General features: G+C 73.1%; 32 protein-coding genes. 10 read left to right on the forward strand and 22 right to left on the reverse strand.

All coding sequences use genetic code 11. From position 1 onward, the window contains the following. Nucleotides 1-57 precede the first annotated feature (57 nt). From ACGF0J_RS24255 to ACGF0J_RS24280, 6 genes are all read right to left on the reverse strand, one after another. On the reverse strand, nt 58-714 hold the full coding sequence (locus ACGF0J_RS24255) for a DUF4190 domain-containing protein (RefSeq protein ID WP_393149249.1): 657 nt from the start codon (nt 712-714) through the stop codon (nt 58-60). Nucleotides 715-866: 152 nt separating this feature from the next. After that, the gene (locus tag ACGF0J_RS24260; protein WP_393149250.1) at nt 867-1,532 is read right to left on the reverse strand and encodes a Trp biosynthesis-associated membrane protein; all 666 of its coding nucleotides are present in this window, start codon (nt 1,530-1,532) and stop codon (nt 867-869) included. After that, nucleotides 1,529-1,879, reverse strand: a complete 351-nt coding sequence (gene hisI / locus ACGF0J_RS24265) for a phosphoribosyl-AMP cyclohydrolase (protein WP_393149251.1) — start codon at nt 1,877-1,879, stop codon at nt 1,529-1,531. Before hisI ends, ACGF0J_RS24260 begins: the two co-directional genes overlap by 4 nt. A 59-nt stretch (nt 1,880-1,938) precedes the next feature. Continuing rightward, the gene (locus tag ACGF0J_RS24270) at nt 1,939-2,298 is read right to left on the reverse strand and encodes an STAS domain-containing protein (RefSeq protein ID WP_393149252.1); all 360 of its coding nucleotides are present in this window, start codon (nt 2,296-2,298) and stop codon (nt 1,939-1,941) included. Between the two features lie 45 nt (nt 2,299-2,343). Then, entirely contained in the window at nt 2,344-2,583 is a 240-nt protein-coding gene (locus ACGF0J_RS24275; protein WP_393149253.1) for a zinc ribbon domain-containing protein, read from the reverse strand. Then, nucleotides 2,552-3,526 carry an RNA-guided endonuclease InsQ/TnpB family protein gene (locus tag ACGF0J_RS24280; RefSeq protein WP_393149254.1) on the reverse strand — a complete coding sequence of 325 codons (975 nt, stop codon included), beginning with the start codon at nt 3,524-3,526 and terminating at the stop codon, nt 2,552-2,554. The genes ACGF0J_RS24275 and ACGF0J_RS24280 overlap by 32 nt, the downstream gene beginning before the upstream one ends. Before the next feature lie 320 nt (nt 3,527-3,846). Here ACGF0J_RS24280 and ACGF0J_RS24285 point away from each other — a divergent pair, with 320 nt between their 5' ends. After that, nucleotides 3,847-4,236 carry an ATP-binding protein gene (locus ACGF0J_RS24285; RefSeq protein WP_393149255.1) on the forward strand — a complete coding sequence of 130 codons (390 nt, stop codon included), beginning with the start codon at nt 3,847-3,849 and terminating at the stop codon, nt 4,234-4,236. An 89-nt stretch (nt 4,237-4,325) separates the two neighbouring features. Here the strand turns inward: ACGF0J_RS24285 and ACGF0J_RS24290 are convergent, their stop codons facing one another. Together ACGF0J_RS24290 and ACGF0J_RS24295 are read right to left on the reverse strand one after the other, a co-directional pair. Continuing rightward, a complete protein-coding gene (locus tag ACGF0J_RS24290; protein ID WP_393149256.1) occupies nt 4,326-6,113 on the reverse strand; it encodes an ABC transporter ATP-binding protein in 1,788 nt (595 codons plus the stop codon). Next, nucleotides 6,110-7,900: an ABC transporter ATP-binding protein gene (locus ACGF0J_RS24295; protein ID WP_393149540.1), complete on the reverse strand. Its 1,791-nt coding sequence runs from the start codon at nt 7,898-7,900 to the stop codon at nt 6,110-6,112. The genes ACGF0J_RS24290 and ACGF0J_RS24295 overlap by 4 nt, the downstream gene beginning before the upstream one ends. A gap of 118 nt (nt 7,901-8,018) precedes the next feature. Between ACGF0J_RS24295 and ACGF0J_RS24300 the strand changes: the two genes are divergently transcribed. Beyond that, nucleotides 8,019-8,648, forward strand: coding sequence for a TIGR03085 family metal-binding protein (locus ACGF0J_RS24300; RefSeq protein ID WP_393149257.1), 630 nt, complete (start codon nt 8,019-8,021; stop codon nt 8,646-8,648). A 45-nt stretch (nt 8,649-8,693) separates the two neighbouring features. Here the strand turns inward: ACGF0J_RS24300 and ACGF0J_RS24305 are convergent, their stop codons facing one another. After that, nucleotides 8,694-9,380 carry a MerR family transcriptional regulator gene (locus ACGF0J_RS24305; protein ID WP_393149258.1) on the reverse strand — a complete coding sequence of 229 codons (687 nt, stop codon included), beginning with the start codon at nt 9,378-9,380 and terminating at the stop codon, nt 8,694-8,696. A gap of 95 nt (nt 9,381-9,475) precedes the next feature. On the opposite strand from ACGF0J_RS24305, the gene ACGF0J_RS24310 reads away from it, so the two are divergent. From ACGF0J_RS24310 to ACGF0J_RS24325, 4 genes are all read left to right on the forward strand, one after another. Next, nucleotides 9,476-10,597: a hypothetical protein gene (locus ACGF0J_RS24310; protein ID WP_393149259.1), complete on the forward strand. Its 1,122-nt coding sequence runs from the start codon at nt 9,476-9,478 to the stop codon at nt 10,595-10,597. Then, complete coding sequence (locus tag ACGF0J_RS24315) at nt 10,594-11,064, forward strand: ABA4-like family protein (RefSeq protein WP_393149260.1); 471 nt, start codon at nt 10,594-10,596, stop codon at nt 11,062-11,064. Before ACGF0J_RS24310 ends, ACGF0J_RS24315 begins: the two co-directional genes overlap by 4 nt. Nucleotides 11,065-11,167: 103 nt before the next feature. Next, a complete protein-coding gene (locus ACGF0J_RS24320; RefSeq protein ID WP_180903143.1) occupies nt 11,168-11,329 on the forward strand; it encodes a hypothetical protein in 162 nt (53 codons plus the stop codon). Nucleotides 11,330-11,374: 45 nt separating this feature from the next. After that, entirely contained in the window at nt 11,375-11,812 is a 438-nt protein-coding gene (locus ACGF0J_RS24325; protein ID WP_393149261.1) for a hypothetical protein, read from the forward strand. Here ACGF0J_RS24325 and hisF read toward each other — a convergent pair. The 9 genes from hisF to hisD form a co-directional block, all read right to left on the reverse strand. Beyond that, nucleotides 11,784-12,545: an imidazole glycerol phosphate synthase subunit HisF gene (gene hisF / locus ACGF0J_RS24330; protein ID WP_393149262.1), complete on the reverse strand. Its 762-nt coding sequence runs from the start codon at nt 12,543-12,545 to the stop codon at nt 11,784-11,786. The two genes, ACGF0J_RS24325 and hisF, sit on opposite strands and share 29 nt — an antisense overlap. Continuing rightward, complete coding sequence (locus ACGF0J_RS24335) at nt 12,542-12,937, reverse strand: Rid family hydrolase (RefSeq protein ID WP_393149263.1); 396 nt, start codon at nt 12,935-12,937, stop codon at nt 12,542-12,544. Before ACGF0J_RS24335 ends, hisF begins: the two co-directional genes overlap by 4 nt. A 21-nt stretch (nt 12,938-12,958) precedes the next feature. Beyond that, on the reverse strand, nt 12,959-13,687 hold the full coding sequence (gene priA / locus ACGF0J_RS24340) for a bifunctional 1-(5-phosphoribosyl)-5-((5-phosphoribosylamino)methylideneamino)imidazole-4-carboxamide isomerase/phosphoribosylanthranilate isomerase PriA (protein WP_393149264.1): 729 nt from the start codon (nt 13,685-13,687) through the stop codon (nt 12,959-12,961). Further along, nucleotides 13,687-14,016, reverse strand: a complete 330-nt coding sequence (locus tag ACGF0J_RS24345) for a hypothetical protein (RefSeq protein WP_393149265.1) — start codon at nt 14,014-14,016, stop codon at nt 13,687-13,689. The genes priA and ACGF0J_RS24345 overlap by 1 nt, the downstream gene beginning before the upstream one ends. Before the next feature lie 67 nt (nt 14,017-14,083). Continuing rightward, the gene (gene hisH, locus ACGF0J_RS24350; protein WP_393149266.1) at nt 14,084-14,716 is read right to left on the reverse strand and encodes an imidazole glycerol phosphate synthase subunit HisH; all 633 of its coding nucleotides are present in this window, start codon (nt 14,714-14,716) and stop codon (nt 14,084-14,086) included. Then, entirely contained in the window at nt 14,710-14,865 is a 156-nt protein-coding gene (locus tag ACGF0J_RS24355; protein WP_393149267.1) for a hypothetical protein, read from the reverse strand. Before ACGF0J_RS24355 ends, hisH begins: the two co-directional genes overlap by 7 nt. After that, nucleotides 14,862-15,455, reverse strand: coding sequence for an imidazoleglycerol-phosphate dehydratase HisB (hisB, locus tag ACGF0J_RS24360; protein ID WP_185082143.1), 594 nt, complete (start codon nt 15,453-15,455; stop codon nt 14,862-14,864). Before hisB ends, ACGF0J_RS24355 begins: the two co-directional genes overlap by 4 nt. Next, entirely contained in the window at nt 15,452-16,522 is a 1,071-nt protein-coding gene (locus ACGF0J_RS24365) for a histidinol-phosphate transaminase (protein ID WP_393149268.1), read from the reverse strand. The genes hisB and ACGF0J_RS24365 overlap by 4 nt, the downstream gene beginning before the upstream one ends. 31 nt (nt 16,523-16,553) lie before the next feature. Further along, nucleotides 16,554-17,861: a histidinol dehydrogenase gene (hisD, locus tag ACGF0J_RS24370; protein WP_393149269.1), complete on the reverse strand. Its 1,308-nt coding sequence runs from the start codon at nt 17,859-17,861 to the stop codon at nt 16,554-16,556. An 83-nt stretch (nt 17,862-17,944) separates the two neighbouring features. Between hisD and ACGF0J_RS24375 the strand changes: the two genes are divergently transcribed. Both ACGF0J_RS24375 and ybaK read left to right on the forward strand, forming a co-directional pair. Then, nucleotides 17,945-18,424, forward strand: coding sequence for a nucleoside deaminase (locus ACGF0J_RS24375; protein ID WP_393149270.1), 480 nt, complete (start codon nt 17,945-17,947; stop codon nt 18,422-18,424). A 49-nt stretch (nt 18,425-18,473) separates the two neighbouring features. Further along, nucleotides 18,474-18,965, forward strand: coding sequence for a Cys-tRNA(Pro) deacylase (ybaK, locus tag ACGF0J_RS24380; RefSeq protein WP_393149271.1), 492 nt, complete (start codon nt 18,474-18,476; stop codon nt 18,963-18,965). On the opposite strand, the gene ACGF0J_RS24385 is transcribed toward ybaK, so the two are convergent. Both ACGF0J_RS24385 and murA read right to left on the reverse strand, forming a co-directional pair. Beyond that, a complete protein-coding gene (locus ACGF0J_RS24385; RefSeq protein ID WP_393149272.1) occupies nt 18,962-21,256 on the reverse strand; it encodes a transglycosylase domain-containing protein in 2,295 nt (764 codons plus the stop codon). The two genes, ybaK and ACGF0J_RS24385, sit on opposite strands and share 4 nt — an antisense overlap. A gap of 77 nt (nt 21,257-21,333) precedes the next feature. Beyond that, nucleotides 21,334-22,647 carry a UDP-N-acetylglucosamine 1-carboxyvinyltransferase gene (murA, locus tag ACGF0J_RS24390; RefSeq protein ID WP_393149273.1) on the reverse strand — a complete coding sequence of 438 codons (1,314 nt, stop codon included), beginning with the start codon at nt 22,645-22,647 and terminating at the stop codon, nt 21,334-21,336. A gap of 62 nt (nt 22,648-22,709) precedes the next feature. Here murA and ACGF0J_RS24395 point away from each other — a divergent pair, with 62 nt between their 5' ends. After that, the gene (locus ACGF0J_RS24395) at nt 22,710-23,219 is read left to right on the forward strand and encodes a hypothetical protein (RefSeq protein ID WP_393149274.1); all 510 of its coding nucleotides are present in this window, start codon (nt 22,710-22,712) and stop codon (nt 23,217-23,219) included. Here the strand turns inward: ACGF0J_RS24395 and ACGF0J_RS24400 are convergent. Both ACGF0J_RS24400 and ACGF0J_RS24405 read right to left on the reverse strand, forming a co-directional pair. Further along, nucleotides 23,216-24,601 carry an amidase gene (locus tag ACGF0J_RS24400; protein ID WP_393149275.1) on the reverse strand — a complete coding sequence of 462 codons (1,386 nt, stop codon included), beginning with the start codon at nt 24,599-24,601 and terminating at the stop codon, nt 23,216-23,218. The two genes, ACGF0J_RS24395 and ACGF0J_RS24400, sit on opposite strands and share 4 nt — an antisense overlap. A gap of 116 nt (nt 24,602-24,717) precedes the next feature. Next, a complete protein-coding gene (locus ACGF0J_RS24405) occupies nt 24,718-25,164 on the reverse strand; it encodes a MarR family winged helix-turn-helix transcriptional regulator (protein ID WP_393149276.1) in 447 nt (148 codons plus the stop codon). Between the two features lie 104 nt (nt 25,165-25,268). Between ACGF0J_RS24405 and ACGF0J_RS24410 the strand changes: the two genes are divergently transcribed. Then, the gene (locus ACGF0J_RS24410; RefSeq protein WP_393149277.1) at nt 25,269-26,321 is read left to right on the forward strand and encodes an SMP-30/gluconolactonase/LRE family protein; all 1,053 of its coding nucleotides are present in this window, start codon (nt 25,269-25,271) and stop codon (nt 26,319-26,321) included. The last annotated feature ends 47 nt before the right edge of the window (nt 26,322-26,368 follow it).

Consider the following 26,368-nt stretch of genomic DNA (forward strand, 5'->3'; position numbering starts at 1 on the left):
CTTTTAGGGACATTTCGTGATCGGACTGCAACTGTGTACACACGCCGTGACAGCCTGTCAGTAACCCGAGGTCGTCGCGGCCGCGGTGAGGCCGAACAGGGCGAGCCACATGCCACCGAAGATCACCCAGAGGACCAGCCACAGCACGATGGTGATGTAGGAGGTGACCAGGCCGCCCATCGCCATGCCGTGACCCTCCTCCCCCGTCTTCTTGATCCGGTTGAGCGCGATGTGGCCGACGATCGCGCCGGGGATGCTCGTGAAACCACAGAAGACCAGCCCGACGATGCCGAGGACCAGCGACGTCACGGCCATGCCGTTGGTCGTCCTGGCAGGTTGCGGCTGGCCGTATCCAGCGTAGCCCTGCTGCCCGTAGCCCTGCTGCCCGTAGGCCTGCCCGTAGTCGGGGTTCGGCTGACTGTACCCGCCGGACCCGTATCCCTGCTGGCCGTAGCCCTGCTGCCCATAGCCGCCGGCCGGCTGGCCGCCGTAGCCACCACTGCTCGGCGGCTGCTGGCCGTAGCCGCCGCCGGCGGGCTGGCCGCCGTAGCCGCCGCCGCTGGGGGGCTGCTGACCGTAGCCGCCCTGACCGTAGCCACCGCCACTGGGGGGCTGCTGACCGTAGCCACCACTGCTCGGCGGTTGCTGACCGTAACCGCCGCCGGGCGGCTGTGCGCCGTAGCCCCCGCTGCCGCCCTGGTCCCCGTACGTCATGCCTTCGGCTCCTCCGTGGTCGTGGCGAGTGACTTGGCCAGCTTATTGATCTGACGCCCGGCCGGTCCGGGTTCGTGGCAGACCGTCGGCCATTCGTGACCTCGGAACGCTCAGGAGGTGGGGCTCAGGAGGTGGGGCTCAGGAGGTGGGGCTCAGGAGGTGGGATCGTCTCCCCGGTCGAGGGCCTCCCACAGGGCGCGGTCGTCGGCGGCGGAGGCGCGCCGCCGCGCCGGGTCGCGCTCGTAGCGGTCGGACATGCCCGCCCACCGGCCGCCGCGGACGACCGCGACCGCCCCGCCGACGGCCATGATCGCCGCGCCGAGCCCGGCGAGCGCGGGCCACAGCGGCACGGCGTCCCACTGGAGGGCGCCCGTGGCCTGCAGTACGTTGTGCTCGCGCAGCCAGCCCAGCGTCGCCTCGCCGCCGGTCGCCAGCCAGGTGGCGAGGCCGGCCACCAGGCCGCACAGCGCCACCAGCGCTCCGATCACCCGCCGGGCGACGCCCTTGGCGGCCAGCGCCGCCACGACGCCGGCCAGACCCGCGAGGGCCACCGGGACGAGGGCGGGGCCGAGATCTCCTCCGGTGGGCGTGGCGAAGGGGCCCGCGCCGCCGTGCGGTCCCGTCCCGCGCACTCCGCCGACCCAGGGGCGGGTCGTCGCGAACAGGACGAGCGCGCAGCCGAGCGCCGTGGCCAGCACCCACAGGCCCAGCTCGCGCCCGGACCGCCGCCGCCCGCCGGCACCGGCCGCCGACCCCTCTGCGGAAGCGTCCGCTCCAGGGACGGCGGGCTCGCCGGGCGGGTGTTCGGGCGTGGTCATGGCGCTGCCGCCACCTCCAGGGGTGCGGCGTCGAAGCAGGTGCGGTCACCGGTGTGGCAGGCGGCGCCCACCTGGTCGACCTTGAGCAGCACCGTGTCGCCGTCGCAGTCGAGCGCGACGCCCCGGACGTGCTGCACGTGACCGGACGTGTCGCCCTTGACCCAGTATTCGCCGCGGCTGCGCGACCAGTAGGTCGCCCTGCCGGTGGTGAGCGTGCGGTGCAGGGCCTCGTCGTCCATCCAGGCGAGCATGAGGACCTCGCCCGTGTCGTGCTGCTGGACGATCGCGGGCACCAGCCCGTCGCCGTTGCGCTTCAGCCGCGAGGCGATCTTGGGATCCAGGGGCATGCCGCCATTCAACCAGCCTCGCCGGTCGCCCTTCACATCGGACGGGCGACGCGGCCGGGTCAGCCGAGCGCCTGGGAGAGCGTGTCGTAGATCGGGAACAGCGGCGCCAGGTTGGTCCTGCGCAGCCGCCTGAGCACCTGGCCGTCGGGGGCGACGAGGACCACGGTGCCCTCGCGCTCGACCAGCTCCGCCCGCAGCCTCACGAGCACGCCGAGCCCCGTCGTGTCGATGAACGCCAGGTCGCTCAGGTCGACGACGAGCCGGGAGCCGCGCGAAGCGGCGGCCTCGCCCAGGCACCGGCGCACCTGGGACGCGTTGTCGACGTCGACCTCCCCCGCGAGGCTGACGACCACCATCTCCCCGTGCCTGCGCCGCGTCATCTCCAGCACGTCCACGCCCGCTCCCCGCGGCCCCGTCATGACCCCGTCGTGACTCCTCCGCTCCCTGAAGGGAGCGGCTTCTCGCTAAGCCGCTTGGGCAGCCTGGCGAAGGGCAAGCCCTGCCCTGAGGATGTTGGTCGCCGCGTTCATGTCGGCGTGCGCCCGGTGCCCGCACGCCGTGCAGGCGAACGCGGCCTGGGTGAGGCGGTTGTCCTTCGCGCAGTGCCCGCAGCGCGAGCAGGTGCGGGAGGTGTTGCGGGGATCGACTGCGATCAACTCTCGACCGGCGCTTTCAGCCTTGTGCGCGAGGATCGTCAGGAACACCCCCCCAACCCGCGTCCAGGATGCTTCGGTTGAGCCCGGCCTTGGCGGCGACGTTGCGGCCGGGCGCCTCGATCGTGCCGGACGCCGAGCGGGTCATGTTCGCGATCCGCAGGTCCTCGTGCACGATCACGTCGCAGCCACGGACCAGGGCCAAGGCGGCCTTGTGCGCGCCGTCGATCCGCTGGCGGCGGACCTTGGCGTGCAGCGCCGCCACCCGGGCGACCGCCTTACGGCGGCGCTTGGACCCGCGCTTGGTCCGGGCGAGATCGCGCTGGGCCGACGCCAGGCGGCCGGCGCAGGCGGCCAGGTGCCGCCGGTTGTCGATGTGGTGGCCGTCGCTGGTCGTGACCAGCGAGGCGACACCCAGGTCGATCCCCGCGACCAGACCGGTCGCGGGCAGCGGCTGCGCGGGCACCTCGTCGCACGACAGCACGTACCAGCGCGAGCCCTCGCGCTTCACGGCGATCGTCTTCACCCGGCCCTTCACGGCCCGGTGCTGGTGCACCCGGACGTGGCCGACGCCCTGAAGGCGCACGAACGTGGCGGCCGGATGCTCGGGCTGGGAATCCCACCGGCAACCGTCGCCGTCCCTGGGCCATTCCACCGCGTCGAACCAGCCCCGCCCCTTGAAACGCGGGAACCCCGGTGTGCGCCCGGCCTTGACGCGGTCGAAGAACGCCCGGAACGCCTTGTCGAGCCGTCGCAGCGTGGCCTGCTGGGAGGAGAACGACCACCGGCCCTGACCCTCTCCATCGTCGGCGCGGATGTGCTTCAGCTCCGCCGACTGATCGCCGTACCGGACCGTGACACCCGCCTTGGCGTAGGCGGTGCGCCGGTGCTCCAGAGCGGCGTTGTACAGGATTCGGTGATCCTCCAGGCAAGCGGCGAGCGCGGCGGCCTGCCTGCTGGTGGGGCGCAGCAGGAACTTGAACGACCTGCGCACACCCCCTCCCACGCTCGGTAACGACGCGACCACGGTACCGGCAGGCACCGACAAAACCCGGAAGGAGACCTGTGATGCGCAGACCTGGCGGGTCAGGGCTGCTCGGGCCTTGACGGCCCTCCCGCTCCCGATTCCCCCGGCGGCTAAAGCCGCCGGTCCCCTCGGGAGGCTCTGATGGAGAACGCGTTACGTGACGGCACCCCGCAGAGTACCTTCTACGCGACACACGGCATGGAGGGTCCATGGAGGGTCATCGTGGTTCAGATCTCCGGCCGGCCGCCCGACGCCGACACGCCGGAGCGGGCGCGGGGTGACCGGCGATGTGTAGGCGCGCGGTCGCCGCGGACGTCGTACGGGGCCGTATCGCCGTGCTGCGCGGGGCTGTCGCCGCGCACGCGGCGGGCGCGGGGCTGACGGGCCGGCGGCTGGAGGACTTCGTGCTGGCCGTCAACGAGATCGCCACGAACGTGGTGCTGTACGGCGGCGGCCGGGGACGGCTGCGGCTGTGGGCGCACGACGACCGGCTGTGGTGCGAGGTCACCGACGAGGAGCCTGGGCTGCCGCCGGAGTGGACGCGGCCGGCCCGGACACCGTCACGTCACGATCCGGGCGGCAGGGGTCTGTGGCTCACCCGTCTGCTGTGCGATCACCTGACGATCGTCTCGACGCCCGGCGGCACCAGCGTGACCCTCTCGGCCCGCACCGGCTGAAGCCCCCGGCCGCCCGCCAGGTGGACGGCCGGGGGTGACGGTCAGCACCGGACGCGACCAGCAGCGGGCGCGACCAGCAGCGGGCGCGATCAGGAGCGGGCGGCCGACACCCAGGAGGCGTGCAGGTCGGCGTAGACACCCGGCCTGCTGACCAACTCCGCGTGCGGCCCACGCTGGACCAGCCGACCGCCGTCGAACACCAGCACCTCGTCGGCGCTCTCCGCCGTGGACAGCCGGTGCGCGATCGAGACGGCGGTGCGCCCCCGCGTGACCCCTTCCAGGGCCCGCGCGAGACGGACCTCGGTGGCCGGGTCGACGGCGGAGGTGGCCTCGTCGAGCAGCAGCAGGTCGGGGTCGGCCAGGTAGGCGCGGGCCAGCGCGACGAGCTGCCGCTCCCCCGCCGACAGCGACTCGCCGCGCTGCCCCACCGGGGTGTCGAGGCCGGCGGGCAGGCCGTCCACCCAGTCGGCCAGGCCCAGCTCGGTCATCGCCAGCTCGATCTCCTCGCGGGTGGCGGCCGGCCGGCCGTACCGGATGTTCTCCTCCAGCGTGCCGTCGAACAGGAAGCCGTCCTGCGGCACCATGACGATGCGCTCGCGCAGCGAGGAGAAGCGGACCCGGCGCAGGTCGTGCCCGTCGACGGTGACCCGGCCGGAGGCGGGGTCCATGAGCCGGGTGAGCAGCTTGGCGAACGTGGTCTTCCCCGACCCCGTCTCGCCCACGATCGCGACGCGCGAGCGCGGCGGGATCTCCAGGGACACCTCGCGCAGCACGGGCGCGCCACCCGGATAGGCGAAGTGCACGTTCTCGAACGCCACGGAGATCGGGCCACGCGGCAGCTCCACGCCGTCGGCTCCGGGGTCGGCGACGTCGGGCGGGGTGTCGAGGACGCCGAGGATGCGCCGCCAGCCCGCGACGGCGTTCTGCGCCTCGTTCAACACCTCGGTGGCGGTCTGCAGCGGCGCGACGAACAGCGTCACGAGGAAGAGGAACGCCACCAGCCTGCCCTCGCTGATGTCGCCCGACAGGCCGAGCCGCACGCCCAGCAGCACGATGCCGGAGATGGCCACGGCGGCCACGATCTCGGTGAGCGGGAAGACGAATCCGACGATGGTCTGCGCCCTGACCTGGGCCGCCTTGTTGGCGTCCACGGCGGCGTCGATGCGCGCGGCGGTGCGCCGCTCGGCGGCGTACGCCCGGATGACGGTCGCGCCCACGACCGACTCGCTGACGGCCGACAGCATGTCGCCGGTGCGCTCGCGCACCCGGGTGTAGGCCCGCGAGAGCCACCGCTGAAAGCGTGGCAGGGCGACCATGAGCGGCAGGAAGCAGGCCCACACGAGCAGTGTGAGCTGCCAGGAGTAGACCAGCATGAGGACGCTGGCCACGAGGAGCTGGCCGACCGCCACGATGATCATCAGCCCGCCCCATTGCATGAACGTGCTGATCTGGTCGACGTCGTTGGTGACGCGGGAGACCAGGGCGCCGCGCCGCTCGGTGTTCTGGGTGAGCACCGACAGGTCGTGCACGTGCCGGAAACCCCGCACGCGCAGCGAGGCGAGCGAGGACTCGGTCGCCCTGTACAGGCGGACGTTCATGACGTAGCCGGCGACGGCTGTCAGCACCACGGCGGCCGCGCACAGCAGGACGGCCGCGGTGATGTAGGAGATGTCGGGCGTGCCGCCCCGCAGGCCGTCGTCGATCGTCTGCTGCACCGCGATCGGCACGATGATCTTGCCGGTGGTGGCGACGACGGCCAGCGCGAGGGTGCCGGCGAGGCCCTTGCGGAACTCCGGCGTGAGCGACAGGCCGTGCCGGACGGTCGCCAGGGCCGACCGTTCGGCGTTGCGGCCGATGCCGCCGGTGGTGACGCTCACGCGCTGACCCCTTCTTCCTCTTCGGCCTCGGCCGCGATGGCGGCCCGCTCGGCCTCCTCGCGTTCGTAGGCGGTGACCAGGTTGCGGTAGCCGGGGCAGCGCTCCAGCAGCTCCGCGTGGGTGCCGCGGTCCTCGACCCGGCCGCGTTCGAGGTAGACGACCTCGTCGGCGAGCGCGATCGTGGCCAGCCGGTAGGCGACGACCACCACGGTGGACGCCTGCGCCGCGTCGCGCAGCCCGTGCAGGATGCGCGCCTCCACCTGCGGGTCCACGCTGGAGGTGGCGTCGTCGAGGACGAGCAGCCGGGGCCGGCGCACGACCGCGCGGGCCAGGGCGAGGCGCTGCCGCTGCCCGCCGGACAGGGTGGCGCCACGCTCGCCCACCCGGGTGGCCAGGCCGTCGGGGAGCCTGGCGACGAACCCGTCGGCCTGGGCGAGCCGTAGCGCCGCCCACACGTCGTCGTCGCCGGCCTCCAGGCCGAGCGCGACGTTGCCGCGCACGGTGTCGTCGAACAGGAACGTCTGCTGCGGCACCAGCGCGACCGACTCGGCCACGCCGCCGTACGGCAGCTCGCGCAGGTCCACGCCGTCGAGCAGGACCCGCCCGGCGTCCGGATCGACGAGCCTGGCCAGGAGCTGGACGAGCGTGGACTTGCCGGAGCCGGTCGGCCCGACCAGGGCGACCGTACGGCCCGGCGGCACGTCGAAGCGCACCTTGTGCAGCACGTCGCCGGAGCCGTAGGCGTAGGAGACGTCCTCCACCTCCAGCCCGGCGGGGGCGGAGGTGTCGGGCACGGAGGTCCGGCCGTAGTCCATGGAGCCCTCGGCCTCCAGCACGGCGCTCACCCGCTCCCAGCCGACGACGCTGCGCGGCAGCTCGGCGAGCACCCAGCCGAGCGCCCTGATGGGGAAGGCGAGCAGCGTGAACAGGTAGGCGACCTGCACCAGCTCGCCGGGGTCGATGGCACCGGAGGCGAGGCGCAGCGAACCGACCGCGAGCACGGCGAGCACGCCGAGGGTGGGCAGCGCCTCCAGCATCGGGTCGAACAGGCCGCGCACCCGGCCGACGGCGATGTTGGCGTCGCGCAGCTCGTGGGCGCGTCGCTGGAACCGCTCGGTCTCCAGAGACTCACGACCGAGGGTCTTGACGACGAGCGCGCCGTCGAAGCTCTCGTGCGCGATCTCGCTCACCTCGGCGCGCAACTGCTGGGCGCGGGTGGCGAGCGGGCTGAGCCGGCGCTGGTAGACCAGGTTGAGCACGGCGATGGCCGGGAAGATCAGGAAGCCGACCAGCGCCAGCACGGGGTCGGTGAGGACCATCGCGACGGCCGCCGTCACCAGCATGACGATCACTCCGACGGCCATCGGCAGGGGCGCGATCGGCGCCCAGGCCGCCTCGGCGTCAGAGCTGGCGTTGGACAGCAGTTGCCCGGTCGGGTGGCGGTGGTGCCAGGCCAGCGGGAGCCGGAGGTACTGCTTGGAGACGTCGCGGCGCGACCGGGCCTGCATGCGGTACTGCATGACGCCGGCCAGGATGCGCCGCCCGGCCACGCCGACGGCCCGCAGCAACGCGGTGCCCACGATGAGCAGCACACCCGTCCAGAGCGCGCCCGCGCCGACGCCGCCCTGCTCGAAGGTGGGCAGCACGATGTTCTCGGTGGCCCAGCCGAGGGCCCACGCCGAGGCGACGGTCATGCCGCCGTAGACCGCGCTGGCCAGCACGGCCGACGCGAACACCGCCTTCTCCGCGCGAATGGCGACTCCGAGAACGCGGAGCCCCTGACGCATGACGGCCGAGGTGACCTTGCTCGCCACTCGCTGGATGTCCTTCCTTGAGCGGATGAATTGTCCCTATGAGCCAATCACTGCCGATCAGCACGTTATTCCCCTGGGTAGGGTGGATAGCGTGACTCACGCTCGTGGCGAACGGTCCGCCCTCTGCGATCTGTTCGACCGGCTCGGCCCTGACGCCCCGACCCTGTGCGACGGCTGGACGACGTACGACCTGGCCGCCCACCTGGTGCTGCGCGAGCGTCGTCCCGACGCGCTGCCGGGCATCGCGCTCAAGCCGCTGGCCGGGCACACGGCGTCGGTCCAGGAGCGGCTGAAGGCCCGGCACCCCTACCCGGAGCTGGTCGACCTGGTGCGCAGGCCCGGCGGGGTGTACGGGGTGCTGCCGCTGCTGGACGAGGCGGTCAACACGCTGGAGCTGTTCGTGCACCACGAGGACGTGCGCCGCGCCCAGCCGTCCTGGGAGCCGCGCGAGCTGCCCGAGAGTCTCGAACGGGTCTTCTGGAAGCGGGTGTCGGCCGGCGGGCGGCTGATGCTGCGGCGCGCACCGGTGGGCGTGGTGCTGCACCGGCTCGGCGGCGGCGTGGCCCTGGGCGGCCCGCAGATCGGCCCGAAGGTGGAGGTCACGGGGAAGGCCGGCGAGCTGCTGCTGTTCTGCTTCGGGCGCCAGGCGCACGCCAGGGTGGAGCTGAGGGGCGACCCCGACGCGATCGCACGGCTCCAGGACGCCAGGCTCGGCCTCTGACCGGGCCGCGGTAAGGACGGCCGCCCGGCCCCCGAGCCCCGTACGTCACGACGGCTGCCCCGGTCCCGAGCCCGTGCTCGCGGACGGTGGTTCCGGGAACGGTCCGCTCGGGGACGACCCGTGGAGGCGCTCGGAGACGTGCGCCTGGGCGAGCCTGCGCAGCGCAGTGATGATCGTGTCGCCGAGCTGCGTGCCCAGCACCACGATCTCCAGCGCCCGCTCCCGGTCGCCCAGCTCGCCGACGACGCGCAGGTCGGCCTCGGCGACGCGTTCGGCCGCCGCCGCGTAGTCGTCGAGCACGCCGAGCATGTCCTCGCGGCCGAGCTGGGTCAGGCTGGCGACCAGCCCGATGAGGGTCTGCCGCGACGGGTGCCGGTCGAGGTCGTGCCACCCGTGGCGGGCCAGCAGGTCGTCGACGACCCGTTCGGCCTCCTCCCGGCCGGGGCCGGAGGGCGGTTCGTGCTGCGCGGTCACCGCGAGCTGGGCGACACCCAGCAGGTCGCCGCCGCTGAAGCCGGGGTCGTCCAGGTGCTGGGCCAGGTGGCGGATGTCGGCGATGCTCAGCCCGCCGTACTCGATGAGCGCGCGGACGAGCCTGAGCCTGCGGACGTGCGCCTGGCTGTATTCGGCCTGGTTGCGACCCAGGGGGCGGCCGGGCGGCAGCAGCCCCTCCCGCAGGTAGTACTTGATCGTCGGGACCGGGACACCTGTCTCCGCCGTTAGGTCCGCCATCCGCACGTCTGCAACTCCTCCCCTTGTGGTCAGTGGAGAGTTTAGCTATAGATAGTGAGTAGTAGCACTATCCACTATCCGATCGGGAGGCATCCATGCTCCGATGGCACCGCCCCTTGATGCTGGCGACGGGGCTCATGGCACTCCTCGCCGTAGCGCTCGCCGTCCCGTTCGCCGTGGACGAGCGCACCCTCGACGGCATGCCCCTGTGGGCCAAGCCGCTCAAGTTCGCGATCTCCGTCGCCGTCTACTCCTTCACCTGGGCCTGGCTGCTGTCCCTGCAGCGCCGGGACCGCCGCTGGGGCCACTGGGCCGGCACCGTCCTCGCCGTCGCCGGGGTGACCGAGGTCGCGGTCATCGTCTTCCAGGCGGCACGCGGGCACCGCAGCCACTTCAACGCCTCCGGCCCGCTGGACGCCGCCCTCTTCGGCGCGATGGGCCTGATGATCATCACGCTCATGCTGGCCAACATCGTCGCCGCCGTCGCCGTGCTGCTCGACCGCCAGGCCGACCGGCCCACCACCTGGGCCGTCCGCCTCGGCCTGATCATCTCCACCCTCGGCCTGGCCGGCGGCGGACTCATGCTCGGCCCGCGCCCCGGCCAGAGCCTCGCCGGCGGCGTCATCGGCGCCCACACGGTGGGCCTGCCCGACGGCGGCCCCGGCCTGCCCCTGCTCGGCTGGAGCACCGCGGGCGGCGACCTGCGCGTGGGGCATTTCGTGGGCATGCACGCCCTGCAGTTGCTCCCCCTGCTACCGCTCGCGCTCGCGGCCCTGTCCCGCCGGCTGCCCGTCCTCGCCCCCGAGTCCGTACGGCTGGGCCTGACCCTCACCGCGGGCGGCGGGTACGCGGGCGTGTTCGCCCTCACCGTCTGGCAGGCCCTGCGCGGCCAGCCGCTGATCGCGCCCGACGGCGTCACCCTCGCCGCCGCGGCCGCCGTCGTCCTCGCCGTGCTCATCGGAGCGGTGCTCTCCCTGACACGCGGGAACGCGCCGAGCGCGACGGGCACCTTCGAAGCGACCCGCACGACCGGAGCGTCCGGCACGACCCGCACAACAGGCGTGACCGGGGTAACCGGCGCGACCGGCGTGACCGAGACCGGCGTGACCGTGACCGGCGTGACCGTGACCGGCGTGACCGGAGTGAGCGGAGTGACCGGAGTGAGCGGCGTGACGAAGATCACCGAGCCGGATGTGGCCGCGGGAGCCTCCCGATGAGCACCGAGACCCTGTTCGACCTGAGCTTCACCCTCGCGGCCCCCTTCTGGGCGCTGATGATCATCGCCCCGACCTGGTCGGTCACCCGCAGGGTGGCGGCCTCCCCGCTCATCGTGCTGCCCACCCTCGCCGTCAACCTCGTCCTGCTGGTGCCGCTGGTCGCCGACTTCTGGCCGGTGGTCACCAGGCCCTCCCTGGCCGGCCTCCAGGCGCTGGTCGCAGACCCCGCCGCGCTGGCCGCCTGCTGGGCGCAGATCATCGCCTGGGACCTGTTCCTCGGCCGGTGGATGTACCTCGACAGCCGGCGGCGCGGCGTGCACCCCCTGCTCATGGCCCCGATCATGGTGCTGACGATCATGCTGTCGCCGATCGGGCTGCCGATCTATCTCCTGGCGCGCCTGCCGTATCGGGAGAAGACGGACACGACTCCTGGGTCAAGCGCGATTCAAGCACGTACCATGGCTTAGGAAACGAGCCCCCCGGTTAGGATCAAGAACATCTTCATAGAAGATGCCAGTGATCGCCCAGATTCGGGTATATACGGCTGGGAATGGACTGCAGGAGGCCCCCATGCAGGTCAAGAAGGTAGCCACGTACGTGCTCGTGGCCTTCGTGATCTTCTACCTGTTCACCCGGCCGGCCCAGGCCGCGGCAGCGGTCAACGGCGTGTTCGACGGCATCATCCAAGGAGCCAACCAACTCTCCGTCTTCTTCACCAACGTGCTGACCTGACGTCACCGGCCTCCTGCGTCGAGCGCTTCCCCAAGGTCGCGGATCGTGTCACGCAGGCGGGATGACACCTCGCCAGAGTGTCGCCCGGCCCTCACCAGCCCGACAGCCGGTCCAGGCCGGCCCGGGCACGCGGTAGCCGTCCTGGCGACGAACATGCTCGACCAGTTCGAGCACCTGGGTCCGGTGGGCGAGGCGCGCATCGCCCCCGACCCCCCGACCTACGTCCCGCTCCCCCGGACACCGGGAGCCGCGGCGGGGCCGTCGAACCCACGACGGCCCGACGGCTCCCTCCGAGACACCATCCGCCAGAGACACCATCCGTCAGAGACACATCCGTCAGAGACACATCCGCCAGAGACAGCATCCGCGCGCCCTCCCCGAGGACGCCGTCGACCTGGCGGCCGCGGAGCGGCGAGGAACGCCCTGCCGCCGGTCGCCCGGCGGCAGAACGGCCCTAGCGGACCGGGTGGCCCGCGCTCCTGAGGGTCTCCTTGACGTCGGCGATCTTGAGCTGGCCGAAGTGGAACACCGACGCCGCCAGCACCGCGTCCGCCCCCGCCGCCACCGCCGGCGGGAAGTCCTCCAGCCGGCCCGCGCCGCCGCTGGCGATCACCGGCACCCGCACCGCCGCCCGGACCGCGCGCACCATCTCCAGGTCGTAGCCCTCACGCGTGCCGTCACCGTCCATCGAGTTGAGCAGGATCTCCCCGACGCCCAGCTCCTCGCCGCGCGCCGCCCACTCCACCGCGTCGATGCCCGTGCCGCGCCGCCCGCCGTGCGTCGTCACCTCGAACCCGCTCGGCGTGCCCGGCGCCCGCCGGGCGTCCACCGACAGCACCACGCACTGCGCGCCGAACCGCCGCGACGCCTCGGTCAGCAGCTCCGGCCGGGCGATGGCCGCCGTGTTGAGCGACACCTTGTCGGCGCCCGCCCGCAGCAGCCGGTCGACGTCCTCGACCGAGCGGACGCCGCCTCCCACGGTCAGCGGGATGAACACCTGCTCGGCCGTGCGCCGCACCACGTCGAGCATGGTCTCGCGCTCGCCCGAGGAGGCGGTGATGTCGAGGAAGGTCAGCTCGTCGGCCCCCTCCTCGTCGTAGCGCCTGGCCAGCTCGACCGGGTCGCCGGCGTCGCGCAGGTTGGTGAAGTTGACGCCCTTGACCACCCGGCCCGCGTCCACGTCCAGACAGGGGATCACCCTGACGGCTACCGTCATGCCCGTAGTGCCTCGATCTCGATCTCGACCAGCATTCTCGGGTCGACCAGCCCGGCCACCCGTACGCCCGTGCACGCCGGCCTGACGTGCCCGAACACCTCCGCGATGGCCTGCCCCACCGGGTCGAAGTGGCGCTGGTCCACCACGTAGTAGCGGACCATGACCACGTCCTCCCGCGTCAGCCCGCCCAGCTCGACGGCGTCCACGGCGATGCCCATCGCGGTCACGCTCTGCAGGTAGGGGTCGCCGACGTGGCGGATCTCCCCGTCGACCGTGGCGGTGCAACCCGACACGATGACCCGGTCGCCCACGACGACCGCGCGGGCATAGCCGTAGCGTTCCTCCCAGATGCCGCCAGAAAACACCCGCGAGCCGGTGATTTCCATGCTCATGCCGCCCACCACGGCCTCCTCCTACGATTGACCGCGCACTGTGGCCAGCGCGCTCTCGAGCGTGAACGCCTGGGCGTACAGGGCCTTGCCGACGATGGCCCCCTCCACGCCGAGCGGCACCAGCGACGCGAGCGCCACGAGGTCGTCGAGCGACGACACGCCGCCACTGGCGACGACCGGGCTGTCGGTGCGGGCGCACACCTCCTTGAGCAGGTCCACGTTGGGGCCGCGGAGCGTGCCGTCCTTGGTGACGTCGGTGACCACGTAGCGGGGGCAGCCGTCGGCCTCCAGCCGGTCGAGCACCTCCCACAGGTCGCCGCCGTCCTCGGTCCAGCCGCGCGCCGCGAGCGTGGTGCCGCGCACGTCCAGACCGACCGCGATCTTGTCACCGTGCTCGGCGATGATCTTGCGGCACCATTCGGGGTTCTCCAGCGCCGCCGTGCCGATGTTCACCCGGCGGCAGCCGGTCGCCAGCGCGGCGGCCAGCGACTCGTCGTCGCGGATGCCGCCCGACAGCTCCACGTTCACGTCGAGCCGGCCGATCACGCCGGTGATCAGCTCCCGGTTGGAGCCGCGGCCGAAGGCTGCGTCGAGGTCGACCAGATGGATCCACTCCGCGCCCGCCTCCTGCCAGGCCAGCGCGGCGGCCAGTGGCTCGCCGTAGCCGGTCTCGGTGCCGGCCTCCCCCTGGACCAGCCGGACGGCCTGGCCGCCAGCCACGTCCACGGCGGGGAGCAGTATGAGAGACATCAGATCCTCCGGTCGAAGGCAAGGGTCACGACAACAGGTATCAGCAGCAGGGACAGCACGACCGCGCCGAAGCTCACCAGCGGAGAGCCCCACAGCAGCCACACCAGCACCTGGACGAGGACGAAGCCGAGCGCCACCACGGCGTTCTGGGCGCGGCGGCGCCGCGCCAGCAGGCCGCCCGGTCGGGCGACGCGCACCGGGCGCGGCGCCAGGCGGGCGAGCAACGCGCGACGGCGGGCCGTGCGCGCCTGGCGTCGCTCGTTGAGCCGGTTCGCGCGCTGCCGTTCCGCCTCACGCACGGCCCGGCGGCGCGCCCGCTCCTTGCTCACGGCACCCCACCGGACGCCTCGGCCCGCTGGCCCGGAGCGGTCCCGCCGGACGAGCCGGCGCGGCCGCTCACAGGATGCCGAGCCAGTTCTGCAACAGCGCGGCTCCCGCGTCGCCGGACTTCTCCGGGTGGAACTGGGTGGCCATGAGCGGGCCGTTCTCGGCGGCGGCCACGAACGGCACGCCGTGCTCGGCCCAGGTGACCAGCGGCTCGGCGAACCCGTCACCGGGCCGCAGCTCCCACTCGCGCACCCCGTACGAGTGCACGAAGTAGAACCTCGTCGCGGCGTCGAGCCCGTCGAACAGCACGCTGCCCGCCGGCGCCTTGACGGTGTTCCAGCCCATGTGCGGCAGCACCGGCGCCTCCAGCCGCTCGACCGTGCCGGGCCACTCGCCGCAGCCCTCGGTCTCGACCCCGTGCTCCACGCCCCGCGCGAACAGGATCTGCATGCCGACGCAGATGCCCAGCACCGGCCGGCCGCCGGCCAGGCGCCGCCCGACGGCACGTTCGCCGCGCACCCGGCGCAGCCCCGCCATGCATGCCGCGAACGCGCCGACGCCGGGCACCACGAGCCCGTCGGCCTCCATGGCCGCGTCGAGGTCGGACGTGACGGTCACGTCGGCCCCCACCCTGGCCAGGGCACGCTCGGCGGAGCGCAGGTTGCCCGACCCGTAGTCGAGTACGACGACCTTCTTCACCACCACATCACCCCCGCTGTGATCGCCATCGCCGCACCGACCGCGCAGACGACGGCGCCGATCTTGAGTCCCTGCCTGGCGAGCGAGAAAACGCCGCCGATCAGGAACAGCCCGACGAACACCATCACCATGGCGATCATGTTCTCGGTCATAGAACGCCCTTGGTGCTGGGCACCCCCGTGGCCCGCGGGTCGAGCTCCGACGCCTCGCGCAGCGCCCTGGCCAGCGCCTTGAACTGGGCCTCGACGATGTGGTGGGCGTTGCGCCCGTACGGCACGTGGACGTGCAGGCAGATCGCCGCCTGCGCGACCAGCGACTCCAGGATGTGCCGGGTCATCGTCGTGTCGTACTCGGGGCCGATCATCGGCGCCATGCCCTCGGGCTCGCTGTGCACGAGGTAGGGCCGGCCCGACAGGTCGACGGTCACCTGGGCGAGCGACTCGTCCAGCGGGCACGACGCACTACCGAACCGCCTGATGCCCGATTTGTCGCCCAATGCCTGGCGGAAGGCGGCCCCCAGCGCCAGCGACGTGTCCTCGATCGTGTGGTGGGAGTCGATGTGCAGGTCGCCCTCCGTCTTGACGGTCAGGTCGAACAGCCCGTGCTTGCCGAGCTGGGCGAGCATGTGGTCGAAGAAGCCGACCCCGGTCGACACGTCCACCCGGCCCGTGCCGTCGAGACCCACCTCGACCAGGACCGACGTCTCCTTCGTCGTACGCTCGACGCGGCCTACGCGACTCACAGAACTCCCTCCAGCGCGGCACGGAACGCCGCCATCTCCTCGCCGGTGCCGATCGACACCCGCAACCACTCCGGCGGCCCCACTTCGCGGATCAGCACGCCTCTCGCCAGCAGGCCCTCCCAGACCCGCCGCCGCTCGGGAAACCTCCCGAAGAGTACGAAATTCGCGTCGGAGTCGGCGACCGTCAGGCCCTTGCCCCGCAGCCAGGACACAGTGTCGTCACGCTCGCGGCGCAGCGTGTCGACCATGCCCAGCAGCTCGGCGCGGTGCCGCAGCGCCACGCGCGCCGCCGCCTGCGTGAGCGTCGACAGATGGTACGGCAGGCGCACCAGCAGCAACGCCTGCACCACGGCCGGGTGCGCGGCGAGGTAGCCCAGCCGGGTGCCGGCCATGGCGAACGCCTTGGACATGGTCCGTGTGACGATCAGCCGCGGGTGGCCGGGCAGCAGGCTCAGCGCCGACGGCGTGCCCTCCCGGGCGAACTCGGCGTAGGCCTCGTCGACCACCACCATGCCCTCGGCCGCCTCCAGCACCCGGACGATGGTCTCCAGCGGCAGCGCGGTGCCGGTCGGATTGTTGGGCGAGGTCAGGAAGACGATGTCGGGCCGGTGCTCCGCCACCGCCGCCGCGGCCTTGCCGGCGTCGAGGGAGAAGTCGTCCTCGCGCACCCCGGAGATCCACTCCGTGCTGGTGCCGGTGGTGATGATCGGGTGCATCGAGTAGGACGGCTCGAACCCCAGCGCCGTGCGCCCGTGGCCGCCGAACGCCTGCAGGATCTGCTGGAGCACCTCGTTGGAGCCGTTGGCCGCCCACACCTGCCCGGGCGTCAGCCCGTGGCCGAGATAGCCGGCCAGGTCGGCGCGCAGCTCCTCGGCGTCGCGGTCGGGGTAGCGGTTGAGCCCGCCCGTGACCCGGCGCACCTCCTCGGCCAGGTCGTCGACCAGGGCCTTGGACGGGGCGTAGGGGTTCTCGTTCGTGTTGAGCCGGACCGGGACGTCGATCTGCGGCGCGCCGTACGGCGTCTTGCCTCGCAGATCGTCACGGATCGGCAGATCGTCCAGGTTCACGAGGACGGACTCTCCCCAGCGGTCGGTGCGGTCATGAGGGGATCCGCCAGTCGAAGCGGGCACGGACGGCGGCGCCGTGCGCGGGCAGGTCCTCGGCGTCGGCGAGCACCGACACGTGCGCCGCGGCGCCGGCCAGCGCCTCGCGGGTGTAGTCGACCACGTGGATGCCGCGCAGGAACGCCTGCACCGACAGCCCGCTGGAGTGGCAGGCGCAGCCGCCCGTGGGCAGCACGTGGTTGGACCCGGCGAGATAGTCGCCCAGCGAGACCGGCGCGTACGGGCCGACGAAGATCGCCCCGGCGTTGCGGATCCGGCCGGCCACCTCGGCGGCGCCGGCGGTCATGATCTCCAGGTGCTCGGCGGCGTAGGCGTTGACCACCTCCACACCCGCGTCGAGGTCGTCGACCAGCACGATGCCCGACTGCCGGCCGGCCAGCGCCTCGGTGATGCGGGCGGAGTGCCTGGTGGCCTCCACCTGACCCGGCAGCTCCTTGGCCACCGCCTCGGCCAGGTCCACACTGTCGGTGACCAGCACGGCGGCGGCGATCACGTCGTGCTCGGCCTGGCTGATCAGGTCGGCGGCCACGTGCACGGGGTCGGCCGTGTCGTCGGCCAGGATCGCGATCTCGGTCGGGCCGGCCTCGGAGTCGATGCCGATCCGGCCCTTCAGCAGCCGCTTGGCCGCGGCCACCCAGATGTTGCCGGGGCCGGTGACCATGGCGGCCGCCGGGCACTCCTCGGTGCCGTAGGCGAACATGGCGACGGCCTGCGCCCCGCCCACGGAGTAGACCTCGTCGACGCCCAGCAGCGCGCACGCGGCCAGGATCGTCGGGTGCGGCAGCCCGCCGAACTCCTTCTGCGCGGGGCTGGTCACGGCGAGCGACGGCACCCCGGCCTCCTGGGCGGGCACGACGTTCATGACCACGCTGGAGGGGTAGACGGCCCGCCCGCCCGGCACGTAGAGCCCCACCCGGTCGACCGGCACCCACCGCTCGGTGACGGTGCCGCCCGGCACGACCTGGGTGGTCACGTCGGAGCGCCGCTGGTCGCGGTGGACCAGCCGGGTGCGGCGGATCGACTCCTCCAGCGCCGCGCGCACCTCGGGACGCAGCTCGGCCAGCGCCCGCTCCAGCGCGGCCGCGGGCACCCGGGCCCGCTCGATCTCGACCCCGTCGAACCTGGCGGTCAGCTCCCGTACGGCGACCGCCCCGCGATGGCGCACCTCGTCGCAGATCGGCCGCACCTTCTCCAGGGCGGCCTCGACGTCGAGGTCGGCGCGGGGCAGCACGTCGCGCAGGTCACCCGGCAGGGAGCCGCGCAAGTCAATACGGGAAATCACCCTCCCTAGTCTACGGAGTCCAGCACGTGAGTCCCGTTTCGTCCATCATCCGGACATGCGCGCGTCGCCGATAGCATGGCGCCGTGATCGAGGAGAAGGACCTGCCGCACCTGCGGCGGTGCGTCGAGCTGGCCGCCCGGGCCCTGGCCGTGGGCGACGAGCCGTTCGGCTCGGTCCTCGTGGCGGCCGACGGCACGGTGCTGTTCGAGGACCACAACCACGTGGCGTCCGGCGACCACACCCGCCATCCGGAGTTCGAGCTGGCCCGCTGGTCCGCCGCGCGGCTGACGCCCGGGGAGCGGGCCGCCGCGACGGTCTACACCTCGGGCGAGCACTGCCCCATGTGCGCGGCGGCGCACGGCTGGGTCGGCCTCGGGCGCATCGTCTACGTCAGTTCGTCGCGGCAGCTCGCCGCGTGGCTGGCCGAGCTGGGCGTGCCGGCCCCGCCCGTGCGCACGCTGCCGATCAACGACGTGGTGCCGGGAGTCGTCGTGGACGGTCCCGTCCCGGGCCTGGACGACGAGGTGCGGGAGCTGCACCGCCGCTTCCACGCGCGCGCCTGACCGGGCGCCTTTACATCGTAGATTTCTTCAGTACGCGGAGGACCAGGACGTGGGCAAGCAGAAGGCGCACGGGGGCACCCCGGCCACGGTCGCGCTGACCAGGGCCAAGGCCGAGTTCACCCTGCACCCCTACGACCACGACCCGGCGGCGCAGGCCTACGGCGAGGAGGCCGCCGACGCGCTCGGCGTGCCGTACGAGCGGATCTTCAAGACGCTGGTGGCGGAGGTGGAGAGCGGCCTCGCGGTGGCCGTCGTGCCCGTCGCCGGCAAGCTCGACCTCAAGGCGCTGGCGGCGGCCCTCGGCGGCAAGCGCGCCGCGATGGCCGACGCGGCGAAGGTCGAGCGGGTCACCGGCTACGTGGTCGGCGGCATCAGCCCGCTGGGCCAGCGCAGGCAGCTGCCGACCGTGGTCGACTCCTCCGCCCTCGACTTCGCGACGATCTACTTCTCGGCCGGCAGACGCGGCCTGCAGATCGAGACCGCCCCCGCCAACCTCGTCACCCTCACCCGCGCCGCCACCGCCCCGATCGCCAGGCGCTAGCCGCCGGCCGGCGGGGCGGCCGGGAGGACGTGGGCGCCGGGTCCGCCGAAGCGCGGCGGACCGGCCGGGTGACGGCGGCGCGGCCACAGGTAGCGCGGCCGGGTCCCCCGCGGCCGGTCCCAGCGCGGCCGCTGCCAGCGACGCTGCCAGTGGGGGTCCCAGCCGAGCCGTTCACGGAGGCGGCGCCACAGGGCGCGGCGGGCCTCGGCGGCCTCGGCCTCCTTCAGGCCGGGCGTGTGACCCCCGCCGAAGCGGGACATGTCCGGACCCGGGAAGCCACGTGACGGGGTGTCGCGCAGCGCCGAGCGCATCGACTGCACCCAGATCGGCCCCGGCAGCGACGCCCCCTGGACCGAGCCGTAGTAGGTGCCGCCGATGGTCACGCCGCGCAGCGGGTAGCGGTAGGAGCCGCGGATGTCGCCCACGCTGACCGCGGCGGCCAGGTCAGGCGTGTAGCCGGCGAACCACGCCGAGGTGTAGCCGTTGTTCGTGCCGGTCTTGCCCGCCGCCGGCCGGCCGATGCCCTGCCCGCGCATCGTGCCCTTGTCGAAGACGCCCGTCAGGACGTGGTTGACGGCGTCGGCCACACCCCGGTCCATCGCCTGGCGGCAGGCGGGCGGCACGTGGGTGCGCCGCCCGTCCCGCGAGACGATCTCCACGATGGCCTGCGGGCGGCAGTACCGGCCGCGGCCGGCGAACGTCGCGAAGGCCGACGCCACCGTCACCGGGTCCATCTCGTTGACGCCGAGCGTGAACGTGGGCACCTCGCGCAACGGCTTGCCGTCGGCCCGCGCGATGCCGGCGGCCTTGGCCGTCCTGACCACGTTGCACAGGCCGACCTTGCGCTCCAGCAGCATGAAGAAGACGTTCACCGACTTCCAGGTGCCGGTCTCGATGCTGTGCGGGCCGCCCTCACCCTCGCCGCCGGCGTTCTGCACGCGGACGTTCGGGGAGTTGACCGGCCTGCCCCCGCAGTCGCGGTAGCCCTGCGCCGGCGTCATCGAACCGGGCGTCATGAAGCCCTGGCCGAACCGCCAGCCCTGCTTCAACGCGGTCGCCAGCGTGAACACCTTGAACGTCGAGCCGGCCTGCAGCCCCATCCCGCCGCCGTGGGCCCGGTCGGCCACCAGGTTGTAGGTGGTGCGGGCGCCGTTCTTGCGGTCGCCGGGGTTGCGGCCGAACTTCTTGCTGGCCGCCATCGCCCGGATCCGCCCGGTGCGCGGCTCGACCATCGCCTCCGCGGCCACCTCGGTGTCCTGCGGGTCCACCCGGGCGCGGATCGCCTTCTCCGCCGCCTCCTGCGCCACCGGGTCGAGGCCGGTGAGGATCGTCAGCCCGCCCCGCGCCAGCCGGGCCCGCCGCTCGTGGGCGGTGCTGCCGAAGGCCGCGTTGGTGAGCAGCTCGCGCTGGACGTACAGGCAGTAGTACGGGTAGGCGCTCTGCGCGCAGCCGCCGGGCTCCGGCCGCAGCCTCATGCCGAGCGGGCTGCGCTTGGCCGCCGCTGCCTGCGCCGGGGTGATCTGCCGCAGCTCCGCCATCCGGTCCAGGACGAGGTCACGGCGCTCCTTCAGCCGTGCCTGCCGCGCCGGGCCCAGCGAGGGGTCGGTCGCGTACGGCATGCGCACGGCGCCCGCGAGGGTGGCCGCCTGGGTGAGGGTGAGGTGGGCGGCCGTGGTGGAGAAGAAGCGCCGGGCGGCCGCCTCGACGCCGTGCGCGCCGGCGCCGAAGTAGGCGATGTTCAGGTACTTCTCCAGGATCTGGTCCTTGGAGTACTTCTTCTCCAGGGCCATCGCCAGCCGCAGTTCGGTGATCTTGCGGGCGACGTTGAGCGCCCGGGCCTGCTCGCGCTCCTCGTCGGTGCGGGCGCTCTCGACCAGGATGTTCTTCACGAGCTGCTGGGTGAGTGACGAGCCGCCCTGCTTGATGCCCCCCGCCTGGGTGTTGGTGAGCAGCGCCCGCAGGGTGCCCCGGACGTCGAGGCCGCCGTGCTCGTAGAAGCGGGCGTCCTCGACGGCCAGGATGGCCTGCCGCATGACGGGCGCCACCTGGGCCAGCCGGACCTGCGTCCGGTTGGCCTCGTAGAACTGGGCGAACGGCCTGCCGTCGCGGTCCAGCAGCCGGGTGACCTCCGACAGCGGCTCCTCGCGCGGCGCGGGCGGCAGGTCGAGGAACGTGGTGACGACGTCCTTGGCGGCGAGCCCCGCTCCGGTGACGGCGGGCGCGACCAGCGCCGCGGCCAGCACTCCGCCGAGCGCCGCGGCCGTGCCGAGACCGCCGATGCATCTGAGCACACTCACTCAGGTGATCTGCGACCGGCGGGCCCCCGGGAAACGCCCTGTGCCGACTCCTTTACCGTTCGCCCCGGATGTCAAGACCGATCTCTGCGGATGTCCAGACCCAGCGACGCGAACTGCTCGAACGGCCGGTGGTAGCCGCGCTCGATGTGGTGCACGCCGCGCAGCGTGGAGACCCCGTCGGCGACGGCGGCGGCCAGCACGGCCGAGAACCCGGCCCTGATGTCGGGCAGCGTCACGTCGGCGCCCCGCAGCTTCGACACGCCGCGCACGACGGCGGAGTGCCGGGCGTTGGTGTCGTGGTAGCGGCAGGCGGGCCCGCCCAGGCACTGGTCGAACACCTCGATCTCGCAGCCCATCTTCTGCAGCGCGGGCACGTAGACCAGGCGGTTCTCGAAGACCGTCTCGTGCAGCACCGACATGCCCTGGCTCTGCGTGAACAGCACCATGAGCGGCGTCTGCCAGTCGGTCATGAAGCCCGGGTGGGTGTCGGTCTGCACCGCGGCCGACCGCAGCCCCTCGGGCGGGGCGGTGGCGCACAGGTACTCGTCGTTGATGTCGAACCGGGCGCCCATCCGGGCCAGCGTGGTGATCGCGGTGACGAGGCGGTCCTGCGGGCAGCCGTGGACGCGCACCTCGCCACCGGTGATCAGCCCGGCCGCCAGGTAGGAGAACGCCTCGATGCGGTCGCCGGCCAGCCAGATGGACGCGCCGTGCAGCCGCTCGACGCCCTCGATGACGATCCGGCGGTCGGGCGACAGCTCGATCCTGGCCCCCATGCGCTGCAGGAACAGCGCCAGCTCGACCACCTCGGGCTCCATCGCCGCGTTCTTCACCACGGTCTTGCCCTCGGCGAGGACCGCCGACATGAGGATCGTCTCGGTCGCGCCGACGCTCGGGTAGGCCAGCTCCAGCCGGGCGCCGTTGAGCCGCTTGGCCTTGGCGTGGATGCCGGTCTCGCCCACCTCGACCTCGGCGCCCATCGCGCGCAGCGCCTCGACGTGGAAGTTCACCGGCCGCCGGCCGATCGGGTCGCCGCCGACCAGGGGCACGAACGCCTCACCGGCCAGGTGCAGCAGCGGGCCGAGCATGAGGATCGGGATGCGGTTCAGGCCGGTGAACGCGTCGGGCACCCGTGGCCGGATCTCCGGGCCCTGCCCGAGGCGGATCTCCGTCTTGGTGATCTCCACGTTGATGCCGAGGGCCTCCAGCATCGCCGCGGTGATGCCCACCTCGCCCACCTCGGGGGCGTTGTGGATGGTGCTCTCGCCGCTGCCGAGCATGGCGGCGACCATGTGCTTCGACACGGCGTTCTTGGAACCGCGGACCACCACGTCCCCGCGCAGCGGACCGGACGGTTCGATCAGCCAGACCTCTTCTTGATTCACGAAGCGAGCCTAACCGGGAGATAGCATCAAGCTGATCCTGGACGGCGAGGTGAGGGGGTCGCGTGGCGCGGCACGTGCGGGCTTTCGCGGTGACCGTCCTGCTCCTCGCCGCCACCGCGGTGCTCGCCGGGCTCGTCTGGTCGTGGGTGTCGCCGCGCGCGCCGTACCAGGTGACGGGGCGCGGGCAGGTGCTGGCCGACCCGACCACGCAGGCGCTGATCGCCGCCGACGGCTGGTTCGCGGTGATCACCGGCGGGCTGGGGCTGGCCTTCGGCGCGCTGGGCTGGTTCCTCGGGCGGCGCCACCAGCTCGCGGTGCTGCTGGGGCTGGGCGCGGGCGGGGTGCTCGCGTCGTTCGTGACGTACTGGGTGGGCTCGACGTTCACGCTGGGCGTGGTCACGGTCGAGGCGGCCGCCTCCCCCGGGGTCACGGTGGTGCCCGGCACGCTGCTGCTGACCGCCAAGGGCGTGCTGGTGTCGTGGCCGCTGTGCGCGGTGGCGTTCTTCGGGCTGCTGGAGGCCATGCACGGCTACCGCGAGTCGCCGCTGCGCAAGCCGTACGGGATCGGCTAGAGGGGCGGTCGGCGGGCGCCGTGACCGGTGGCCTGCTCGAACGCGCGGGCGGCGCGCAGCACCCGGGCGTCGGCGAACGGCCGCCCGACGATCTGCACGCCGACCGGCAGGCCGTCGGGGGTGAATCCCGCCGGCACGGACGCGGCGGGCGCGTGCAGCACGCTGATCCAGTACGCCGAGCGCATCCAGGCCAGGTAGTCGGGCAGCTCGACGCCGTTGATCTCGGTGACGTACGGCTGCCCGACGGGGAACGGCGGCACCTGGCTGACCGGCGCGATGAGCACGTCGTAGCTGTCGAAGAAGCCGGCCATCCGCTGGTAGAGGCCGCTGCGCAGCCGTTCGGCCCGTGCCAGGTCGTCGCCGGTGACCTTGCGGCCCTGCTCGACGTTCCAGGCGGTGTGCGGGCCGAGGCCGTCGAGGTCGCCGAACGACAGGGCGTAGTGCCAGGCCCGGTAGGTCCGGAAGGCTTCCTCGGCGTCGGACAGGTCGAGGTCCACCTGTTCCACGCGCGCGCCGAGCCGCTCGAACACGCCGGGCGCCGTCGCGGTGACCGCGGCCGTCGCCGGGTCCACCGGCAGCCCGCCGAGGTCGGGGCTCCAGGCCACGCGCAGCCCGGCGACGCCCTCCACCGGGTCGGCGGCGAACCGCTCCGTGATCGAGTACGGCGAGCGCGGGTCGAACCCCGAGACGACCGACATCATCAGCGTGACGTCCTCGACCGTCCGCGCCATCGGCCCGGGCACCGACAGCGTGTACCAGGCGGCCGTCGCGGACGGGGCCGGCACCCGCCCGGGTGTGGGCCGCAGGCCGACCACGTTGCAGAACGACGCCGGGTTGCGCAGCGAGCCGCCCATGTCGGTGCCGTCGGCCAGCGGCACCATGCCGGCGGCCAGCGCGGCGGCCGCCCCGCCGCTGCTGCCGCCGGCCGACCTCGTCAGGTCGTACGGGTTGCGGGTGGCGCCGAACACCTCGTTGACGGTGTGCGACCCGGTGCCGAACTCGGGCGTGTTGGTCTTGCCCACGGTGACGGCGCCTGCGGCCCGGAGCCTGCGCACGATCACCGCGTCGGTCTCGGGCACGTGCCCGGCGAACAGCGGCGAGCCGTACGTCGTACGGATGCCGGCGGTGTCCACGAGGTCCTTGTGCGCGACCGGCACCCCGTGCAGCGGCCCGGTCGGCTCGGCGGCGCCGGCCGTCCGGGCGTCGGCGGCCCTGGCGGCGTCGAGCGCCTGCTCGGCGGCGAGCGTCACGATGGCGTTGACCCGCGGGTTGACCTGCTCGATCCGGTCGAGGCAGGCCCGCAGCAGCTCGACGGCGCTGACCTGCCGGGTCCGGACCAGGCGGGCCATCTCGGCGGCGGTGAGGTAGTGCGGTGCGGTCACGCTCCGATCCTCCCCCACCGGTGCGCGGCGGGACACGGCGAGGGTTGCCAGGTCCCGCGCGTCGCGCTGGTCACTTGATCTTCGCGACTCGCCGTCGGCGGGGGACCCGGCCGGGGTCAGCCGCGTCCGCGCGTGCCGTCGAGGAAGGCCGTGCAGCGGGCCAGCAGGGCGATCAGCGTCTGCTGTTCCTCGTCGCTGAACTCCGCGGCGAGCCCGCGCTCGACGTGGATCGCGGCGGCGTCGGCGGCGTCCAGCGCCTGCCGGCCCCGCTCGGTGAGCCGGGTCTGCAGGATGTTCTTGTGCCATTCGTGCGGGGTGCGCTCGATCAGGCCCTGGTCCTGGAGGTTTCTGAGGATCGTGTTCATCGTCGGCGGCGTCACCCCGCATGCCCGGGCCAGCGCGGCGGCCGAGATGCCGGGGCTGTCCGCCAGGTGCAGCAGCGCGGCGTACTGCGGCACGGTCACGCCCGCCGGCCTGAGCGCGGCCTGCTTGGCCGCGTCGAGCGCCTGCACCGTGCGCTTGAGGTGGCCGCCCAGGCGTTCGGTGATGGGCATGGAGGTCATTGCTGCATGGTAACGGCACGATCGTCGCGAAGTTGACTAGCATTAGAGCTCTAACTATCGTTCGTGTGCATACTGATGATTGACTGCTCACGTCTGGAGTTCGGATGTCCCCCTACCCCCCGCCTTTCCGCACCGCCGCCCTCGCCGCGACCCTCGGCGTCACCGTCGCCCTCGCTCCCACCGCCCACCCCGTCGCCCTCGCTCCCACCGCCCACCCCGGCGTGGCGGCGGCCGCCGCCACGGGCGAGCACCCGGCCGGGCCGCTCGCCGCCGCGCGGATCACCACGGCCCACGAACTGCCCGGCGACCGCGTCTACCCCGAAGGGATCACCGCCGATCCCCGCACCGGAGCGCTCTACGTGGGCTCCTTCGCCGACGGCACGGTCTATCGGGCCATGCCAGGCAGACGCGTCGCCGAGGTCTTCCTGCCCGCCGGCGCGGACGGACGGCACACCGCCAACGGCCTGGCGGCCGACCGGGCGGGCAGGCTGTGGGTGACCGACTCCACCAGCGGAGTCCAGGTCTACGACCTCGCCAGCCGCGAGCCGCTCGCCCGCCTCACCGTGCCGGAGGGGGCGCCGACCTTCGTCAACGACGTGACCGTCGGGGCCGACGGCACCGCCTACCTCACCGACAGCCTGCGCGCCGTGATCTACCGGGTCACGCCCGCGCAGCTACGCCGGGCGCGCGGCAGGTCCGCGACGCTCACCCCGTACGCCGACCTCCGCGACGTCCTCGACACGCCCACCGGCGGGACACTCAACGGCATCGTCGCGGACCCCGCCGGGCGCCACCTGTTCGTCGTGGACATGGCGGGCGGCGACCTGTTCCGGCTCGACCCGGTCACCGGCGCGGTGCGGCGCGTGGCCCTGCGCGGCGGCGACATGGCGAACGCCGACGGCCTGGAGCTGCACGACGGCACCCTGTGGGTCGTGCACAACGTCGACAACGCCGTCAGCCGGTGGCGCCTCGCCCGGGACGGCTCGTCGGCGCGCCTCGAACGGCGGGTGACCGACGACGCCCTGCACCTGCCCACCACGCTGGCGCGCCGGCACGGACGGCTCTACGTGGTGCGCTCGCAGTTCGACAAGGGCGGCCCCATGGGAGAGGGCACGCCCAGCACGCCGTTCACCATCGCCGTGGTGCGCGGCATCTGACACCCGACCGTGACCGGGACCGGGACGGGGCGGGGGGCGGGTCCGGG

The organism is Nonomuraea sp. NPDC047897 (genome assembly GCF_043204415.1).
Taxonomy (GTDB): domain Bacteria; phylum Actinomycetota; class Actinomycetes; order Streptosporangiales; family Streptosporangiaceae; genus Nonomuraea.